Origin of the sequence: Streptomyces roseolilacinus (assembly GCF_014649335.1) — a bacterium.
Classification (GTDB): domain Bacteria; phylum Actinomycetota; class Actinomycetes; order Streptomycetales; family Streptomycetaceae; genus Streptomyces; species Streptomyces roseolilacinus.
On record NZ_BMSV01000006.1, the window covers coordinates 310,735 to 327,988 of the forward strand.

At 72.6% G+C, this 17,254-nt stretch carries 15 protein-coding genes and 1 pseudogene; 9 read left to right on the forward strand and 7 right to left on the reverse strand.

Annotated features, from left to right (window positions below):
• The first annotated feature begins 711 nt into the window (after positions 1–711).
• The 8 genes from IE106_RS16675 (at position 712) to IE106_RS16710 (ending at position 10,396) form a co-directional block, all read left to right on the forward strand.
• Positions 712–1,095 (forward strand): hypothetical protein, encoded by a 384-nt coding sequence (locus IE106_RS16675; RefSeq protein WP_189534677.1) that lies wholly within the window; start codon positions 712–714, stop codon positions 1,093–1,095.
• Complete coding sequence (locus IE106_RS16680) at positions 1,092–1,940, forward strand: DUF2797 domain-containing protein (protein WP_189534679.1); 849 nt, start codon at positions 1,092–1,094, stop codon at positions 1,938–1,940. Before IE106_RS16675 ends, IE106_RS16680 begins: the two co-directional genes overlap by 4 nt.
• 291 nt (positions 1,941–2,231) lie before the next feature.
• Positions 2,232–2,981: a response regulator transcription factor gene (locus tag IE106_RS16685; RefSeq protein ID WP_308427873.1), complete on the forward strand. Its 750-nt coding sequence runs from the start codon at positions 2,232–2,234 to the stop codon at positions 2,979–2,981.
• Positions 2,978–4,435, forward strand: a complete 1,458-nt coding sequence (locus IE106_RS16690; protein WP_189534681.1) for a sensor histidine kinase — start codon at positions 2,978–2,980, stop codon at positions 4,433–4,435. The genes IE106_RS16685 and IE106_RS16690 overlap by 4 nt, the downstream gene beginning before the upstream one ends.
• Positions 4,436–4,460: 25 nt before the next feature.
• Complete coding sequence (locus IE106_RS16695) at positions 4,461–5,744, forward strand: bifunctional glycosyltransferase family 2/GtrA family protein (protein ID WP_308427874.1); 1,284 nt, start codon at positions 4,461–4,463, stop codon at positions 5,742–5,744.
• On the forward strand, positions 5,741–7,987 hold the full coding sequence (locus IE106_RS16700; RefSeq protein ID WP_189534682.1) for a glycosyltransferase family 39 protein: 2,247 nt from the start codon (positions 5,741–5,743) through the stop codon (positions 7,985–7,987). Before IE106_RS16695 ends, IE106_RS16700 begins: the two co-directional genes overlap by 4 nt.
• Positions 7,988–8,080: 93 nt before the next feature.
• Complete coding sequence (locus IE106_RS16705; RefSeq protein ID WP_189534684.1) at positions 8,081–9,586, forward strand: MFS transporter; 1,506 nt, start codon at positions 8,081–8,083, stop codon at positions 9,584–9,586.
• Between the two features lie 30 nt (positions 9,587–9,616).
• Positions 9,617–10,396 carry a TetR/AcrR family transcriptional regulator gene (locus IE106_RS16710; protein WP_189534686.1) on the forward strand — a complete coding sequence of 260 codons (780 nt, stop codon included), beginning with the start codon at positions 9,617–9,619 and terminating at the stop codon, positions 10,394–10,396.
• A 193-nt stretch (positions 10,397–10,589) separates the two neighbouring features.
• Here the strand turns inward: IE106_RS16710 and IE106_RS16715 are convergent.
• Both IE106_RS16715 and IE106_RS16720 read right to left on the reverse strand, forming a co-directional pair.
• Positions 10,590–12,083: pseudogene (locus IE106_RS16715) on the reverse strand (MDR family MFS transporter); the annotation flags it as partial.
• Between the two features lie 71 nt (positions 12,084–12,154).
• Positions 12,155–12,643, reverse strand: coding sequence for a MarR family winged helix-turn-helix transcriptional regulator (locus IE106_RS16720; RefSeq protein ID WP_189534690.1), 489 nt, complete (start codon positions 12,641–12,643; stop codon positions 12,155–12,157).
• A gap of 170 nt (positions 12,644–12,813) precedes the next feature.
• Here IE106_RS16720 and IE106_RS16725 point away from each other — a divergent pair, with 170 nt between their 5' ends.
• Positions 12,814–13,029, forward strand: a complete 216-nt coding sequence (locus tag IE106_RS16725; RefSeq protein ID WP_189534692.1) for a hypothetical protein — start codon at positions 12,814–12,816, stop codon at positions 13,027–13,029.
• A 292-nt stretch (positions 13,030–13,321) separates the two neighbouring features.
• Here IE106_RS16725 and IE106_RS16730 read toward each other — a convergent pair whose 3' ends face one another.
• The 5 genes from IE106_RS16730 to IE106_RS16750 form a co-directional block, all read right to left on the reverse strand.
• Entirely contained in the window at positions 13,322–14,176 is an 855-nt protein-coding gene (locus IE106_RS16730; protein ID WP_189534694.1) for an RNA polymerase sigma factor SigF, read from the reverse strand.
• A 234-nt stretch (positions 14,177–14,410) separates the two neighbouring features.
• Entirely contained in the window at positions 14,411–15,289 is an 879-nt protein-coding gene (locus IE106_RS16735; RefSeq protein ID WP_189534696.1) for an RNA polymerase sigma factor SigF, read from the reverse strand.
• Positions 15,290–15,485: 196 nt separating this feature from the next.
• Positions 15,486–15,779 carry a Dabb family protein gene (locus IE106_RS16740; protein ID WP_189534698.1) on the reverse strand — a complete coding sequence of 98 codons (294 nt, stop codon included), beginning with the start codon at positions 15,777–15,779 and terminating at the stop codon, positions 15,486–15,488.
• 9 nt (positions 15,780–15,788) lie between these two features.
• On the reverse strand, positions 15,789–15,953 hold the full coding sequence (locus IE106_RS16745; protein ID WP_189534700.1) for a hypothetical protein: 165 nt from the start codon (positions 15,951–15,953) through the stop codon (positions 15,789–15,791).
• A gap of 494 nt (positions 15,954–16,447) precedes the next feature.
• Positions 16,448–17,254 carry a protein phosphatase 2C domain-containing protein gene (locus IE106_RS16750; RefSeq protein ID WP_189534702.1) on the reverse strand — a complete coding sequence of 269 codons (807 nt, stop codon included), beginning with the start codon at positions 17,252–17,254 and terminating at the stop codon, positions 16,448–16,450.

Consider the following 17,254-nt stretch of genomic DNA (forward strand, 5'->3'; position numbering starts at 1 on the left):
TGGTATGACGTCGACCGGACAGATTCACTCGGGAACAACGAACCCCGCTCCCTCCGGTGGGCGGTGGGAGCGGGGTTCATCTCACTGTTGTCAGGCTTGTGCGAGCCCGAGTGAAAGGTCGGAGTACCGCTGTGTCAAAGATGGACGGACCCCTGAGCAGCCAGACTACCGAAACCCAGGGCCAGAAGGTCTACCTCTGGCTAGTTGCTGTGGGTTCCCTTGCCGGGTTGCTGACGGCGGTCGCATCGGTCATCACCGCCTTGAAGGGGTGAGGCGGCACTGGCAGGTGCCGTCGGTCTAGCCTGACATCAGCGGATGACATCAACGCTGACAGACACCTGTGGACGTACACAGAGTTCTGCTGGGTTCTGTGCCACTGCGTAAGCCAGCAGCGGCTCGGCATCACCAATGCGACACCCGCCTACGGATCAGAAGGTTGCAGGTTCGAATCCTGCCGAGTGCACACAGATGAGAGGCCCCGGAGAGATCCGGGGCCTCTTGCGTTGTCCGGGGACGTGCCGCAGTGGAGTGCGGCAGTCGGGTTCACCCGTTCGTGCCACCCACCGTGCCGGGCAGTCGGCCGATGGCCGCCCGCACCTCCTCGCGTTCGCCTTGTGCCTGGGGCCGGGTTCTCCCCGCGGCGGGGCGGGCGGGGGTCGGGCCCCGTCGGGGGCGGGGCCGGTGTCGGGTGCGTGTGGAACAGTGGCGCGCATGTGGGTACCTGCTGAGAACCGGCGCTTCGTGCTGGGTGACCTGCCCGTGCTGCTGATGGGAGGTGCTCCGGTGCACGAGGAGCTGCCCGAGCTGCACGCCCCCGGGGGGCGGGTGCCGGCGTGCGCGGGATGGTCGGTCGTACCGAAGGCCACGCTGTGCGTCGTCGACGGGCCCGGCGACTCCGGCTGCGTGGTGCCGGGGGCGTTCTCCCCCGAGGAGTTCGGTCATGTCGTCGAGTGGTGCGAGACCGTCGAGCGGGCCGGTGGCGCCGTGGTCGTGTCGGTCGGCGCCCTGCCCGGCGAGGCCGAGTCCGTCGACTGGGACGCGCTGCTGTCCGGCGGGTCGCGGGGAGGGTTCGTGCCCGCGCTCACCGCCCCGTGAGCGGCGGATGGCGGAGCCGGGGCGTCCGGTGGGACGGGCACCGGCCCGTGTGGGCGTGGGAGGGCGGGCGGACCAGTCCCCTCACGTACGGGCGCGAGCTGGCCTTCCGGATCGTCGGTGAGCGACGGTGCCCCGGTGCGCGCGGCAACCCCTGCCCGGACCGCGCCGTCGTCGGCGCCCGCGGCACCGGGGGGATGTGCCCCCCGTGCGTGCGCCTCGACCGGTCCCACTCCGTCGCCGCCGACACCGCGCTCGACGACCCGAGGGTCTTCCGCGTGTACCTCGCCTGGTTCGGCGGCGCCCTGGCCAAGGTGGGCATCACCGCCGAGGAACGGGGCGACGCGCGACTGCTCGAACAGGGTGCCGTCGCGTTCGCCTGGCTCGGGCGCGGACCGCTGATGGCCGCCCGCCGGACCGAGGAGGTGCTGGGCGCCGCGCTCGGCGTGCCCGACCGGATCCCGTACGCCGCCAAACGTCTCGCGCGCGTGGAACTGCCCGGCGCCGCGGAGCGGGCGGAGGAGGTCGTACGGCTGTACCGGGCCGCCCGCGCCGTGCCCGGGTGGCAGGACACGCTGGAGGCCCCGCCGTTCGACGGGGTGCGCGACCACGCCGGGGTCTTCGGGCTCGACCGGGTGGCGCGGGTCGACGGCGTCGTCGGCGGCCTCGCGGCGGGCGGGGAGCTGGCGGGCACCCTGCTGGCGGTCGCCGGCCCCGATCTGCACCTGGCGCTGGACGACGGGCGGGAGGTCGTGCTCGACGGCCGGCTCGTCGCCGGGTGGGAGGTCGCCCGGGGCGAGGGCCGGGTCACCCTTCCCGTCGACGTCGTACAGCGGGGACTCTTCTGACGCGACGGAAGCGCGGGACGTGGGCGGAAGCCGGGCGCGGACCCGGGCCGGCCAGACTGTTCGACGTGCACGCCCCCTTCACGCCCGGCCGGGCCTCGCGGCAAGGCGCGGTCCTCCCCGGCGGCGTCGAGGCGGGGACCGGGACCCTCTGGACGATCAGGTACCGCGCGGGTGCCCTGCGGGACGGTGGTGGCCGGGGCGTCGACGACGGCGCCGCACCGCCCGGGGATTCTCAGGGAATTCACAGGAACGCGTAAGCGGCCTCTCAGCGGCCGGGCGCAGCGTGGGAGCATGACCGTCTCCCCTCCCCAGCCCCGCGCCCACTCCCGCTCCGAGATGCGTCGGCCCGACGGCAGCCCGGTCCGCGTCCTCGTCGTCGACGACGAGTCGTCCCTCTCCGAACTGCTGTCCCTGGCCCTGCGCTACGAGGGCTGGGAGGTCCGCAGCGCCGAGAACGGTGCCGACGCCGTGCGCGCCGCGCGGGACTTCCGGCCCGACGCCGTCGTCCTCGACGTGATGCTGCCCGACATGGACGGGCTGAGCGTGCTCCAGCGGCTGCGCCGCGACCGCAACGACGTGCCCGTGCTGTTCCTCACGGCCAGGGACTCCGTCGAGGACCGCATCGCCGGGCTCACCGCGGGCGGCGACGACTACGTCACCAAGCCGTTCAGCCTGGAGGAGGTCGTCGCCCGCCTGCGCGGGCTGATCCGCCGCTCCGGCGCCGGACTCGTCCGCAGCGAGTCGCTGCTCGTCGTCGGGGACCTCACCCTCGACGAGGACAGCCACGAGGTCACCCGCGGCGGGCAGGGCATCCACCTGACGGCTACCGAGTTCGAGCTGCTGCGGTTCCTCATGCGCAACCCGCGGCGCGTCCTCAGCAAGGCCCAGATCCTCGACCGTGTCTGGTCGTACGACTTCGGCGGCCAGGCCAACGTCGTCGAGCTCTACATCTCGTACCTGCGCCGCAAGATCGACGCCGGACGCTCCCCGATGATCCACACGCGGCGCGGCGCCGGATACCTGATCAAGCCGGGCGAATGACGGTGGTGACGGTACGGCCCTGGTCGCTGCGGACGCGGCTCGTCGTCTCCGCCGTGGCGCTGATCGCCGTCGTGGCGGCCGTGATCGCCACCGTCACCACCATCGCCCTGCGCTCCTACCTCGTCGAGCAGAAGGACGAGCAGCTCCGCGAGGCCGTCCACCGCGGCGCCATGGACCGGGCGGGCGGCCTGCGCTTCGTCGGCGCCCCCGGCAACGAGCTGGGGACGGTCGGCGGGCGGGCCGAGACGCCGGGCGGGCCGCTGGACGCGGCGGGCCGGCTGGACAGCCCCCTTCCCGGCGACGTCCCCGGGACGCTCACCGGGGCCCAGCTCGCGGCCCTGTCCGCGGTGCCCCGCGACGGCGCCGTCCGCACGGTCACCCTGCCCGGCCTCGGCGACCACCGGGTGCTGGCCTCCCCGGACGGGCGGCTCGTCCTGGGCTTCCCGCTCGGCGACGTGCAGGACACGGTCGGCACGCTGATCCTCGTCGAGGTGTGCGTCACCGCCGCCGGGCTCGTCGCCGCCGCCCTCGCGGGCGGCACCCTCGTCGGGGTCGCCCTGCGGCCCCTGCGCCGGGTCGCCGCGACGGCCCGGCGCGTCGGCGAACTGCCCCTGCACAGCGGCGAGGTCGCCCTTCACGAACGGGTCCCCGACACGGAGGCCGACCCGCGCACCGAGGTCGGCCAGGTGGGCGCCGCCCTGAACCGGATGCTCGACCACGTCCACTCGGCACTCCACGCCCGCCAGGTGAGCGAGACCCGCGTCCGCCAGTTCGTCGCCGACGCCAGCCACGAGCTGCGCACGCCGCTCGCGTCGATCCGCGGGTACGCCGAGCTGACCCGGCGCGGCCACGAGGAGACCGGGCCCGGCACGCGGCACGCCCTCACCCGGATCGAGGCCGAGGCCACCCGCATGACCGGGCTCGTCGAGGACCTCCTGCTGCTCGCGCGCCTCGACGCCGGCCGCCCCCTCTCGTACGAGCCGGCCGACCTGTCCCCGCTGGTCGTCGACGCGGTCAGCGACGCCCGTGCCGCCGGGCCCGACCACGTGTGGCGGCTCGACCTGCCGCCCGACCCGGTCGTCGTGCACGGCGACCCGGCGCGCCTCCAGCAGATCCTCGTCAACCTCCTCGGCAACGCCCGCGCCCACACCCCCGCCGGTACGACCGTGACCGCGCGGGTGCGCCGCGACGGGCACGGCGTGGTGCTGGAGGTCCACGACGACGGGCCGGGGGTGCCGGGGGAGTTGCTGCCGCACGTCTTCCAGCGGTTCGCGCGCGGCGACACGTCCAGGTCCCGGCAGTCGGGGTCCACGGGGCTGGGGCTCGCCATCGTGCAGGCGGTCGTCACCGCGCACGGCGGACGGGTGGACGTGTCGAGCGTGCCCGGGCGGACCGTGTTCGCCGTCCGCCTTCCGGACCCACAGGTGGGCCACAGGCCCGTCACACCCCTCTGACAGCGCCGCCCGGGACGGTCGGGGCATGCCAACCGACATGCCTGCCAAGGACCTCGCGGGTGCCCTGCCCGCTCGGGAGCACCTGCCCGTGGGCGCCGCCGACCGGCCCGTCCTCGACGTCGTGATCCCCGTCTACAACGAGGAGAAGGATCTCGAGCCGTGCGTGCGGCGGTTGCGCGAGCACCTCGCCCGCACCTTCCCCTACGGCTTCCGCATCACCGTCGCCGACAACGCCAGTACCGACCGCACCCCGGACGTCGCCGCGCGCCTCGCGGAGTCCGTGCCCGGGGTGCGGTCGGTGCGGCTGGAGCAGAAAGGGCGGGGGCGGGCGCTGCGCACCGTGTGGTCGCGGTCCGACGCACCCGTCCTCGCCTACATGGACGTCGACCTGTCGACGGACCTGAACGCCCTGCTGCCGCTCGTCGCGCCGCTCATCTCGGGCCACTCGGACCTGGCGATCGGCTCGCGGTTGGCCGGCGGCTCCCGCGTCGTACGGGGCCCGAAGCGGGAGTTCGTCTCCCGTACGTACAACCTGATCCTGCGCGGCTCGCTCGCCGCCCGGTTCAGTGACGCCCAGTGCGGCTTCAAGGCGATACGGCGCGAGGTCGCCGAGCGGCTGCTGCCCATGGTCGAGGACACCGGCTGGTTCTTCGACACCGAGATGTTGGTCCTCGCGGAACGGGCGGGGCTGCGCATCCACGAGGTGCCGGTCGACTGGGTCGACGACCCGGACTCGACGGTGGACATCGTCAGGACCGCGACGGACGACCTGAAGGGCGTGTGGCGGGTCGGGCGGGCCCTCGCCAAGGGCGCCCTGCCCCTCGACCGGCTCGCCCGTCCGTTCGGCGACGATCCGCGCGACCGGCTCATCGGCGGCGTACCGGGCGGACTGGCCCGGCAACTCGTCGGGTTCTGCACGGTCGGCATGCTGTCGACGCTGTTCTACCTGGGGCTGTACGCGCTGTTCCGGCTCGGGGTCGGCCCGCAGGCCGCCAACGCGACGGCCCTGCTCGTGTCCGCCGTCGCCAACACGGCCGCCAACCGGCGCCTCACCTTCGGTGTGCGGGGCCGTGACCGGGCCGTACGCCACCAGGCGCAGGGCCTGGTGGTCTTCGGGATCGGGCTGGCGCTCACCAGCGGGTCGCTCGCCGCGCTCGGAGCCGCGACCGGCAGCCCCTCACAGGCCACCGAGATGGCCGTGCTCGTCGCCGCCAACCTCGCCGCGACGGTCCTGCGGTTCCTGCTCTTCCGCGCCTGGGTCTTCCCCGAGCGGCGCGACCACTCGTACGCACAGGGGGACCCCCGATGACCACGCCCATCCCCGCTTCACCGGACGGCGTTTCACGTGAAACCGACGACGTCCGGGCGGTTTCACGTGAAACCGACGACACCCGGGCGGCTCCACGGGAGACCGGCGGCCTTGCGGCCCCGTCCGTCGCACGCCTCTGGCGGGGCCGGACCGAGGACGCGCCGTGGGTGCGGCCCGCCTTCCTCGCCCTGCTCGCCGCCATGGGCCTCCTCTACCTCTGGAACCTGGACGCGTCCGGTTACGCCAACTCCTTCTACTCCGCCGCCGTGCAGGCGGGCGGGGAGAGCTGGAAGGCGTTCTTCTTCGGCTCCTCCGACGCGGGCAACTCCATCACCGTCGACAAGCCCCCGGCCGCGCTGTGGCCGATGGCCCTGTCCGTGCGCCTCTTCGGGCTCGGTTCGTGGCAGATCCTCGTGCCCGAGGTGCTGATGGGCGTCGGGACGGTCGCCGTCGTGTACGCGGCGGTGCGCCGCCGGTTCACCGCGGCGGCCGGGCTCCTCGCGGGCGCGGTGCTGGCGCTGACGCCGGTCGCGGCGCTGATGTTCCGCTTCAACAACCCGGACGCGCTGCTGGCCCTGCTGATGGCCGTCTCCGTGTACTTCGTGCTGCGCGCGCTGGAGGACGCCCGGACCCGGTGGCTGCTGTGGGCCGGGGCCGCGATCGGGTTCGCGTTCCTGACGAAGACGCTCCAGGCGTTCCTGATCCTGCCGGCGCTGGCCGCGGTGTACGCGGTGTGCGCGCCGACCGGGGTGGCGCGGCGGCTCGGGCAGCTGGCCCTGGCGGGGCTCGCGGTGGTCGTGTCCGGCGGCTGGTGGGTGGCGGTCGTCGAGCTGTGGCCCGCCTCCTCGCGGCCCTACATCGGTGGTTCTCAGGACAACAGCTTCCTGGAGCTGACCTTCGGCTACAACGGGCTGGGCCGTATCAACGGCGACGAGGTCGGCAGCGTGGGCGGTGGTCCGGCCGGTGGTGGCGGCCGCTGGGGGGAGACGGGCATCGGGCGGATGTTCGGGGACTCCGTGGGCGGTCAGATCTCCTGGTTGCTGCCCGCCGCGCTGGCCCTCCTGGTCGCCGGGCTGGTGGTGACCCGCCGGGTGCCGCGCACCGACACGGCGCGGTCCGCGTTCCTGGTGTGGGGCGGTTCGCTGCTGATGACGCTGGCGGTGTTCAGCTTCATGGCCGGCATCTTCCACGAGTACTACACGGTGGCCCTGGCCCCGTACGTCGCGGCGCTCGTCGGCATGGGCGCGACGGTGCTGTGGGAGGAGCGCGGCCGGTTCACGGCCTCGGCCGCCCTGGCGGTGACGGTGGCCGGGACGGCGGTGTGGGCGTACGTCCTGCTGGGCCGGACGCCGGACTACCTGCCGTGGCTGCGGTGGGCGGTGCTCGTGGGCGGCCTGCTCGCGGCGGCCGGATTGCTGCCGGGCGCGCGGCTGGGACGGGGGCCCGCCCTGGGGGCGGCGGCGCTGGGACTGGTGGCCGGACTGGCGGCACCGGCGGCGTACTCGCTGTCGACCGTGGCCACGGCGCACACCGGCTCCATCGTCACGGCCGGCCCGTCGACGCGGGGCGGCGGGCCGGGCGGCTTCCCGGGCGGCGGGCGGCCGGGCGGTGACGACGGGCGGTTCCGTGCCGGCGGCATGCCGCCCGGGCAGAACGGCCAGGGCGGCATGCCGCCGGGCGCCGGCCCGGGAGGCCCGGACGGCCAGGACGGGCAGGGCGGCATGCCGGGCACGGGTCCGGGTCCGGGCGGCGGTGCGACGACGCAGAACCCGCCCGGCGCGAACGGCGGCGGCCCCCTCGGTGGCGGTACCCCCGGCGGCGGTACCGGGGAGCGCGCCCCCGGCGGCGGTATGGGCGGTCTGCTCGGCGGTACCACCGTCAGCGCCGAGGTCGAGGCGAAGCTCGAGGAGAACGCCGACGCCTACACCTGGGTCGCCGCCGCCATCGGCTCCCAGAACGCCGCGAGCCACCAGCTCGCCACGGAGAAGCCGGTCATGCCGATCGGCGGGTTCAACGGCACCGACCCGTCCCCGACGCTCGCGCAGTTCCAGCGGTACGTCGAGGAGGGGAGGATCCACTACTTCATCGCGGGCGGCGGTATGCGCGGTGGTGCCGGAGAAGACGGCGGTCCGGGCGGAAGCGGCGGTTCGGCGATCAGCTCCTGGGTGACCTCCACCTTCCGGCAGGTGACGGTCGACGGCGTCACGCTCTACGACCTGACCCGGAAGGCCGGAACGGCCTGATCCCGCCGGCCGGAAAATATCGCTATACAGCGTAAGAGGCGACCTTGTACGGTGTAAGGGACCGATTCCCTTACACCGTACAAGGAGCTTCCGTTGACGGCGTCGACCGCCGAGAGTCCGAACCCCGCCGCCGCGACCCCCGGCGGCCACCCGCAGCGCTGGCTGATCCTCGGCGTCATCTGCCTCGCCCAGCTGACCGTGCTGCTCGACAACACCGTCCTGAACGTGGCCATCCCGTCCCTCACGAGGGAACTGGACGCGTCGACCGCCGACGTCCAGTGGATGATCAACGCGTACGCGCTCGTCCAGTCCGGCCTCCTCCTCACCGCCGGCAACGCCGCCGACCGCTACGGCCGCAAGCGCATGCTGCTCACCGGCCTGGCGCTGTTCGGCGTCGGCTCGCTCGTCGCCGGCCTCGCGCAGAGCTCCGCCCAGCTGATCGCGGCCCGCGCGGGCATGGGCGTCGGCGGCGCGCTGCTGATGACCACGACCCTCGCGGTCGTCGTCCAGATCTTCGACGACACCGAGCGCGTCAAGGCGATCGCCATCTGGTCGACCGTCAGCTCGCTCGGCTTCGCCGCCGGACCGCTGCTCGGCGGCTTCGTGCTCGACCACTTCTGGTGGGGCGCGATCTTCCTGATCAACCTGCCGGTCGCCGCGCTCGGCCTGGTCGCGGTCGCCGTCCTCGTACCGGAGTCCAAGCACCGGCAGGGCGACCGCCCGGACCTGCTCGGCGCGGTGCTGTCCACGATCGGCATGACCGCCCTCGTGTACGCGATCATCAACGGCCCCGACCACGGCTGGCTGTCCGGCCAGGTGCTGGTGTCGGCGGCGCTCGGCCTCCTCGCGGTGGGCGCCTTCGCGTTCTGGGAGCTGCGCACCCCGTACCCGATGCTGGACATGCACTTCTTCCGCAACCAGCGGTTCGTCGGGGCCGTCGCGGGCGCGATCCTCGTCGCGTTCGGCATGACCGGGTCGCTGTTCCTGCTCACCCAGCACCTGCAGTTCGTCCTCGGCTACGACCCGCTGGACGCCGGCCTGCGGACGGCGCCGCTCGCGCTGACCGTCGTCGTGCTGAACCTGAGCGGGGTCGGCGCCCGCCTGCTGCCGAAGCTGGGCACGCCCGGCACGATTGCCCTCGGCATGGCCCTCGTCTCGGGCGGCCTCGCGTCGATTGCGCTCCTCGGCTCCCACGGCTACGGCGGCATGCTGCTGGGCCTGGTCGTCATGGGCGCGGGGGTCTCCCTGTCGATGCCGGCCATGGCCAACGCCATCATGAGCGCGATCCCACCGGAGAAGGCGGGCGTCGGCGCCGGTGTCAACGGCACGCTCGCCGAGTTCGGCAACGGCCTGGGCGTGGCGGTGCTGGGCGCCGTGCTGAACGCCCGGTTCACGGCGCTCGCCTCGGTGACCGCCGCGTCGCTGCCCGCGGCGCTGGCGGCGGCCGACGGACCGGCGGAGCGCGCCCGGGTCGCGGACGCCTTCGCGACGGGCCTGGAGACCAGCCAGCTCGTCGGCGCGGCCGCGGTCCTGGCGGGTGGCCTGCTCGCGGCGCTGCTGCTGCGCCGCGCGGAGCGGGGCGCGAAGGCCCCGGCATAGCATCGGCTGCACGGAACGAGGAGGAAGCCCATGGCGGCGGCAGCCGACCGCGACACGAAGCGTCCGGCGCGTATGAGCGTCTGGCTGGACGGCAAGGCGGCGTCGCGCGGCCGCAGGGCGGGCGGCGACCAGCCGTCCGGCCTGGACCGCGAGCGCATCACGTCGGCGACGGTACGACTGCTGGACGCGGAGGGCCTGGCGAAGTTCTCCATGCGCCGGCTGGCGGCCGAGCTGGACGTCACCGCCATGTCGCTCTACTGGTACGTCGACTCCAAGGACGACCTCCTGGAGCTGGCGAGCGACGCGGTGGCCGGCGAGCTCGTCCTCCCCGACCCGGACGCGGACCCGGACGCCGACTGGCGCGACCAGCTGCGCGACCTCACCCAGGGCTACCGCGCCCTGCTGGTCCGCCACCCGTGGCTCTCGCCGCTGGTGGGCCACTTCCTCAACATCGGCCCGAACTGGGTGGCGCTGTCCCTGTGCGTCCAGCGGCTGATCCGCAGGACGGGCCTGCCGCCCGAGCGCCAGGCGGGCGGCATCGCGGCGGTCTTCCAGTTCGTGTACGGCTTCGGCACGATCGAGGGCCACTTCCGCAAGCGCTGCGCGGAGGCCGGCCTGACCCAGGACGAGTACTTCGCCCACGCCATGGGCGCCGTCGGCGGCCGGGCGGAGCTGGCCCCCGTCATGGACGCGGCGCGGGAGATGGTGGAGGCGCGCAGCGGCGAGACGGTCGACGACATGCGCGACCACGACTTCACGTCGGCCGTGGACCTGCTGATCGCGGGCATCGAGGCCCGGACGGTCCGCTAGACGCGTCCGGGCGCCGGACGTGGGAAGCGGGCTCCGGGGCCCGGGGCCCCGGAGCCCGGGGACCCGGGACGAGAGGAGGCCCCGGTGGCCGGCTCGGGCGTCCCCTGCCCTCCTGGCCGGCCACCGGGGCCCACCGGACCGGGCGCGCGGCTCTCCGCTCAAGGGCGGCGCGCCCGGGGCATCAGTCGGTCGCGCTCTTCAGGGCGACCTCGCGGATGAGCAGCGTCACCAGGAAGGCGACCAGCGCGAACGGCGCCGAGTAGAGGAAGACGTCGGCCACCGCGTGCCCGTACGCGCTCTCCATCACCTGGCGGACCGGCACCGGCAGGGCGTCCAGGTCCGGGATGCCGCCGCCGCCCGTGCCGCCGTGGCCGAGGGCCGCGCCCTTCGGGCCGAGGGCGGCGAGGCCCTCCTTCACGTACTCCGTGACCTTGTTGCCCATCACGGCGCCCAGCGCGGAGACGCCCACGGCGCCGCCCAGGGAGCGGAAGAACGTGACGACCGACGAGGCGGCGCCCAGGTCCTTCGGGGCGACCTGGTTCTGGGTGCACAGGACGAGGTTCTGCATCATCATGCCGAGGCCCAGTCCCAGCACGGCCATGAACAGCGCCACGTGCCAGTACTCCGTGTCGTACCGGATCGTGCCGAGCAGGCCGAGGCCCGCCGTCACGAGGAAACCGCCGCTGACCAGCCACGCCTTCCAGCGGCCGGTCTTGGTGATGACCTGGCCGGAGACGGTCGACGAGACGAACAGGCCCGCGATCATCGGGATGGTCATGACGCCGGACATCGTCGGCGACTCGTCCCGCGCCAGCTGGAAGTACTGGCTGAAGAACACCGTTCCGGCGAACATCGCCACGCCCACGAACAGCGACGCCAGCGAGGCGAGCGCGATCGTGCGGTTGCGGAACAGGCGCAGCGGGATGATCGGCTCCTCGGCGCGGGACTCGACGGCGAGGAACAGCGCGCCGAGCAGCACCGAGCCGCCCACCATCGCGGCGGTCTGCCAGGACACCCAGTCGTACTTGTCACCCGCGAAGGTGACCCACACGAGGAGGAGCGACACGGCGGCGCTGATCAGGGCGGCGCCCGTCCAGTCGACCTTCACCTCGCGCTTGACGACCGGCAGGCGCAGCGTCTTCTGCAGGACGAGCAGGGCCAGGAGGGCGAACGGGACGCCGACGTAGAAGCACCAGCGCCAGCCGAGCCAGTCGGTGTCGGTGATCACGCCGCCGAGCAGCGGGCCGCCGACCGTCGCGACGGCGAAGACGGCACCGAGGTAGCCGGAGTAGCGGCCGCGCTCGCGCGGGGAGATCATCGCGGCCATCACGATCTGCGCGAGGGCGGAGAGACCGCCCACGCCTATGCCCTGGACGACCCGGCAGGCGATCAGCATGCCGGAGCTCTGGGACAGGCCCGCCACGACCGAGCCGACGACGTAGATGACGAGGGAGAGCTGGACCAGCAGCTTCTTCGAGAACAGGTCCGCGAGCTTGCCCCACAGCGGTGTCGTCGCGGTCATGGCGAGCAGCGAGGCCGTCATCACCCAGGTGTAGGCGCTCTGGCCGCCGCCGAGGTCGGTGATGATCTCCGGGAGGGCGTTGGAGACGATCGTCGACGACAGGATGGCGACGAACATGCCGAGCATCAGCCCGGACAGCGCCTCCATGATCTGTCGGTGTGTCATCGGCGTGCCGGTGGCCTCGCCGGCGTCGCCGTCCCGCACTCCGGACGGTGTGGTCGTAGCCATGTACTTCCTTACGCGTGCGTCGTCGTCTGCTTCGTCTTCGTCGTGAGGGGCGTCCTCGTCTGGTGCGTCCGGCCGTCCCCGAAGGACGTCCGGAGGCGGGCCAGCAGGGTGACGAGCTGCCCGACCTCGTCGTCGTCCCAGTCCCGCAGGCGGTCCGCGAACAGGTCCGCGGCGCGCCGCCCGAGGTCGTCCAGGACGTCCCGGCCCGCGGGGGTGAGGCGCAGGATGCGGGAGCGCCGGTCGCCCGGGTCGGGGGACCGCTCGATCCAGCCGTGCTCCACGACGTGGGCGACGTGCCGGCTGGTCACCGACATGTCGATGGCGAGGAGCTCGGCGAGCCGGCTCAGCCGCATGTCCCCGTACCGGTCCAGGAGGGCCAGCACGGCGGCCGCGCCCCCCGGGCACTCGGCGGGGAGCATCCGCGCGATGCCCCGCTTGACGACCCCGACCGCGCTGATCTGACGGGCCAGCTCCTCGTACTGACTGCGTGCTGCCACCCGGGCACCTCCGCATCTTGTTGCTTAGAGCAACCATATGTCTGGATGGTTGCTGCAGGCAAATGAAATCGGGCCGTATGCAGCCAAAGAGCCGGTAAAGAAAAGCCAAGATCCTTTCCGGGGGCTCCCGGGGTGGGGCGGCAGGACGCGATTCGCTAGGGTCCTGCCCCATGGCACACAACCCGCACGCCCCCCAGGGCCCCGAGGGCAACTCCTACGACCCCGCGGGCTCGACCCAGATGTTCCGCGCCTTCGTCGACGAGGGGGCTCCGCAGCGCCAGCAGCAGGCCGTGGTCCAGTCGTCCGGGCCCCGCGTCGGCCTGATCGTCGGCCTCGTCGTGGCGGCCGTGGTCATCGCGGCGGTCGCCTGGCTCGCGCTGGGCTGATCCGGCCCCGCGGCACCGGGCGCCTCCGCGGGCGGCCGGTGGCACGGCGCTCCGCCGCGGTGGAGCGCCCCCTTCGCGTGCCGGTACGGCTCCGTGGCGGCCCTTCGCGCGCGGGAGTGCGGAGGCACGCGGAGGTACGGCGGCGTGCGCCCGCACGGCGTCGCGGCACCGTACGCGGGCGTGCACGCGTGCGAGGGCGTACGCGCGGTACCGGGGACACGGGCCGGCCCCGCCACGGTGTTCGCCGCCGGCCCGGTCCGCGCGGCGGTCCCGCGGGCCGGGCCGGGGGGCTTCAGTCCGAGATAAGGCCCTCGCGCAGCTGCGCCAGCGTGCGGGTCAGCAGGCGCGAGACGTGCATCTGCGAGATGCCGACCTCCTCGCCGATCTGCGACTGCGTCATGTTGGCGAAGAACCGCAGCATGATGATCTGCCGCTCCCGTGCGGGGAGTCTGGCCAGCAGGGGCTTCAGCGACTCCCGGTACTCCACGCCTTCGAGCGCGCTGTCCTCGTAGCCGAGGCGGTCCGCGAGGGAGCCCTCCCCGCCGTCCTCCTCCGGCGACGGCGAGTCGAGGGACGACGCGGTGTACGCGTTCCCGACGGCGAGGCCGTCGACGACGTCCTCCTCCGACACGCCGAGGACGGCGGCGAGTTCGGGCACGGTCGGGGAGCGGTCGAGCTTCTGCGCCAGCTCGTCGCCGGCCTTGGTGAGCGCCAGCCGCAGCTCCTGGAGGCGGCGCGGCACCCGCACCGACCACGAGGTGTCGCGGAAGAAGCGCTTGATCTCCCCGACGACCGTCGGCATGGCGAACGTCGGGAACTCCACGCCCCGTTCGCAGTCGAACCGGTCGATCGCCTTGATCAGGCCGATCGTGCCGACCTGGACGATGTCCTCCATCGGCTCGTTGCGGGAGCGGAAGCGGGCGGCGGCGTACCGGACGAGCGGCAGGTTGAGTTCGATGAGCGTGTCGCGTACGTACATCCGCTCCGGGCTGTCCGTCGCCACGCCCGCCGTGTCCAGCGCGCGGAGGCGCAGGAACAGGGAGCGGGAGAGCGTGCGGGTGTCGATGGCTTCCGAGGGGTCGGGAAGCGTGGCCGGCTCGCTCTGCGTCAGCGTGAGAACCTTCGAGCTGCCCTGTTCTGCGGACATGCCACCCCCTTGAGGTCGCGGACGGTCGCGTGAGCCGCGACCATCGGAGGAACGCAGCCTCCACGTGAATACCGGCGCCGAGACTGCGGCAAACGCGGTTCCAGCAGAATGTCACATGTCGGCAACACGCTGTAGTGACTTGTCGACATGGCGGTGGTGAATCTGTGCCGTAAACAAAGGGTGTGCGGCTTTTGGAACGGCTGATTATGGACTAAACGGGTCTACCCGTTTCAGCTATGCATCGATCCTGTTTGCGGATCTCAGCCGGGCGAAACTGCGCGCGAGGAGCCGTGACACGTGCATCTGGGAGACCCCGAGCTCCTGGCTGATCTGCGACTGCGTCAGGTTCCGGTAGTAACGGAGCATCAGGATCCGCTGCTCGCGCTCGGGCAGCTGGACGAGCAGGTGCCGTACGAGGTCGCGGTGTTCGACGCCGGCGAGCGCCGGGTCCTCGTAGCCGAGCCGGTCGAGCAGGCCGGGCAGCCCGTCGCCCTCCTGGGCCGCCTCGAGCGAGGTCGCGTGGTACGAGCGCCCGGCCTCGATGCAGGAGAGGACCTCCTCCTCGGAGATCTTCAGCCGCTCGGCGATCTCCGCGGTCGTGGGCGAGCGGCCGTGAAGGGTGGTCAGGTCCTCGGTGGCGCCGTTGACCTGGACCCACAGCTCGTGCAGGCGGCGGGGGACGTGGACCGTGCGGACGTTGTCGCGGAAGTACCGCTTGATCTCGCCGACGACCGTGGGCATCGCGAAGGTCGGGAACTGCACGCCGCGGTCGGGGTCGAACCGGTCGATGGCGTTGATCAGGCCGATCGTGCCGACCTGGACGACGTCCTCCATCGGCTCGTTGCGGGAGCGGAAGCGGGCGGCGGCGTACCGGACGAGCGGCAGGTTCGCCTCGATGAGGGCGGAGCGGACGCGCGCGTGCTCGGGCGTGCCGCGTTCCAGCTTCTTCAGCTCGCCGAAGAGGACCTGGGTGAGCGCGCGGGTGTCGGCGGTCCTGCGGATGCGCGCGTCCTGCTCGGGGTCGGGCTCGGCGGTGGGCTCGGGGCCCCGGGCGGGGTCGTTCTGCGGCTCGTTCTGGGGTGGCACCTGGTGGGGCGTGGTACTGGCCGGCACGTTCACGCCACCCCTTCACGGCTAGCGGTCAACCTCGGTCAAGTCCTCCGTCAAAAGCGGTCATAGCATCACAAGACATGTCCGCTGTGTGCAAGCACCCCATAACGCCGTGTTGGGGCTCCGCGGGCGGCCGCAACGGGGAAGCCCCGCACCACAGGGGTGCGGGGCTCCGTCCGGAAGGCTGCGGTGGAGGGCTTCAGAACTCGTAGTCCGCGACCACCCATGTGGCGAACTCGCGCCACTGACCGGCGGCCGCCTGGTGGGCCGGGTGCTCCACGTACCGCTTGAGGGCGTCCAGGTCCTCGACGGCGGAGTTGATGGCGAAGTCGTACGCGATCGGGCGGTCGCTGATGTTCCAGGCGCACTCCCAGAACCTCAGCTCCGGGATGACGCCGTCCAGCTCCCGGAAGGCCCGCACGCCCGCCTCGACGCGCGGCTCGTCGCGCCGCACACCCTCGTTGAGCTTGAAGAGGACCAGGTGGCGGATCACTCGGGACTCCTAGTTGATGAGGGCGGTCATGAACTCGCCGACCGCTTGAGCGGCACTCGAAATGCCCTCGAAGCCTATCTGGACGAGGTCGGCGGCACGTTCGGGGGACTGGATGATCGTGTACAGCACGAAGACGGTGAGGGCGTACAGCGTGATCTTCTTCGCCTGCGCCATCGTCCCCGTCTCTCCCCTGTGATCCCCTCGGCGGTCGGGTGAGTCTAACCGAGCATCGAAGGGTCAAGGCCGGGGAGATCCCGGCCGTTTGCCGCTCCGGGGGACGCGGGCGCGGCGGGGCGGCGCGGCGCGGGCGTGCGCGGCGTACGTACGAGGTGACCGGCCCGCCCTCGGCGCGTGGCGTGGGCGGGAGGGCCGCGCCCGGCCGCGCGGTCCGCTCCGCCCATGCGAAACACCCCCCTGAAACGCGTCTCCGCATTTCAGAGGGGTGTTGCTGGCGGTAGCGGAGGGATTTGAACCCTCGGTGACTTGCGCCACACTCGCTTTCGAGGTCTGTTCGTGCTGGTCAGAGCACAGTCTAAGGTCGTCCGGCCTTGTTCATTCCCGTACATCCGGCCGGAGCGTGAACCGCTGTGAACGGCTCCGACCGGGGGTGAATGAGACGGAAACTGAGACGGAGCAAGAGGGGCGTCCCGCTTGCTGACCAGCCGCTATCACCGCTGGCAGAAGGCGACGGCGGCATCGTCGCCGGATTTGTAGCGCGGCCACCGGCGTCCTGTCGGGTCGGTGGCTTCGACCTTCCGGACGGTGGCAATCAGCTCTTGCGGACCGCCGGTGCGGAGCATCGTGAAGACTTCCGCCCAGGTGGCCATCCCGTATTCCGTGACGAGACGTGACGCCCCGTCGGACAGGACGACCGCGGCGCGCACGTCCTCGGCCGGGGTGCTGCCGGTCAAGGCGTGGGCTGCCGCTTCCGGGCTCGCACCGGCAACCCAGTAGCCGGCGGGGGTGTTACGGGTCTGGCGCTGTGCGGCCACGAACCGCCGCAGCGCTTCCCGGTGCTCTGCCGTATGGGTCTCGTACTGCTCGACTTCAGCGCGCAGGTCGGGAAGGACTTCCTCCACCCGCAGGTCGGTGAGCACGGTGAAGCCTTCGCCCCCTTCGAGCACGATGGGGGAGTCTGCCAGTACTAGGTGATCGAAGGCGCCTTCTCGCTGTCGGAGGATCGCGACCGTGGCCGAAGGAGTCCCAGGGTTGGCAAGGTCGCATTCGGGGTGTAGGGCTGCCACCCGTTCGAGGGCGTCCGCCAGACCGGCCGTGAGCGAGGCGCCCGGGTCCGCGAGTGCGGCCACGAGCTGGCTGCCCAGTTGTGCCACGTACCAGGGCACGCCATGACGGCATCCGGTGTCCAGCCCTACGGTGCTCAGCCCGTCCAGCACGACGGCGAGGGCCGGCGTACCGGCCACCCAGTCTTCATTGGGGGCGGCTCCACCGGGTTGGGTCTCAATGGCGACGCGCAT

What these genes read in the sequence shown, in the direction of transcription:
- IE106_RS16675 (WP_189534677.1), top strand. Translation starts at nt 712, where the DNA reads ATGTGGGTACCTGCTGAGAACCGGCGCTTCGTGCTGGGTGACCTGCCC.
- IE106_RS16685 (WP_308427873.1), top strand. Translation starts at nt 2,232, where the DNA reads ATGACCGTCTCCCCTCCCCAGCCCCGCGCCCACTCCCGCTCCGAGATG.
- IE106_RS16690 (WP_189534681.1), top strand. Translation starts at nt 2,978, where the DNA reads ATGACGGTGGTGACGGTACGGCCCTGGTCGCTGCGGACGCGGCTCGTC.
- IE106_RS16695 (WP_308427874.1), top strand. Translation starts at nt 4,461, where the DNA reads ATGCCAACCGACATGCCTGCCAAGGACCTCGCGGGTGCCCTGCCCGCT.
- IE106_RS16700 (WP_189534682.1), top strand. Translation starts at nt 5,741, where the DNA reads ATGACCACGCCCATCCCCGCTTCACCGGACGGCGTTTCACGTGAAACC.
- IE106_RS16710 (WP_189534686.1), top strand. Translation starts at nt 9,617, where the DNA reads ATGGCGGCGGCAGCCGACCGCGACACGAAGCGTCCGGCGCGTATGAGC.
- IE106_RS16725 (WP_189534692.1), top strand. Translation starts at nt 12,814, where the DNA reads ATGGCACACAACCCGCACGCCCCCCAGGGCCCCGAGGGCAACTCCTAC.
- IE106_RS16730 (WP_189534694.1), bottom strand. Translation starts at nt 14,176, where the DNA reads ATGTCCGCAGAACAGGGCAGCTCGAAGGTTCTCACGCTGACGCAGAGC.
- IE106_RS16745 (WP_189534700.1), bottom strand. Translation starts at nt 15,953, where the DNA reads ATGGCGCAGGCGAAGAAGATCACGCTGTACGCCCTCACCGTCTTCGTG.
- IE106_RS16750 (WP_189534702.1), bottom strand. Translation starts at nt 17,254, where the DNA reads ATGCGCGTCGCCATTGAGACCCAACCCGGTGGAGCCGCCCCCAATGAA.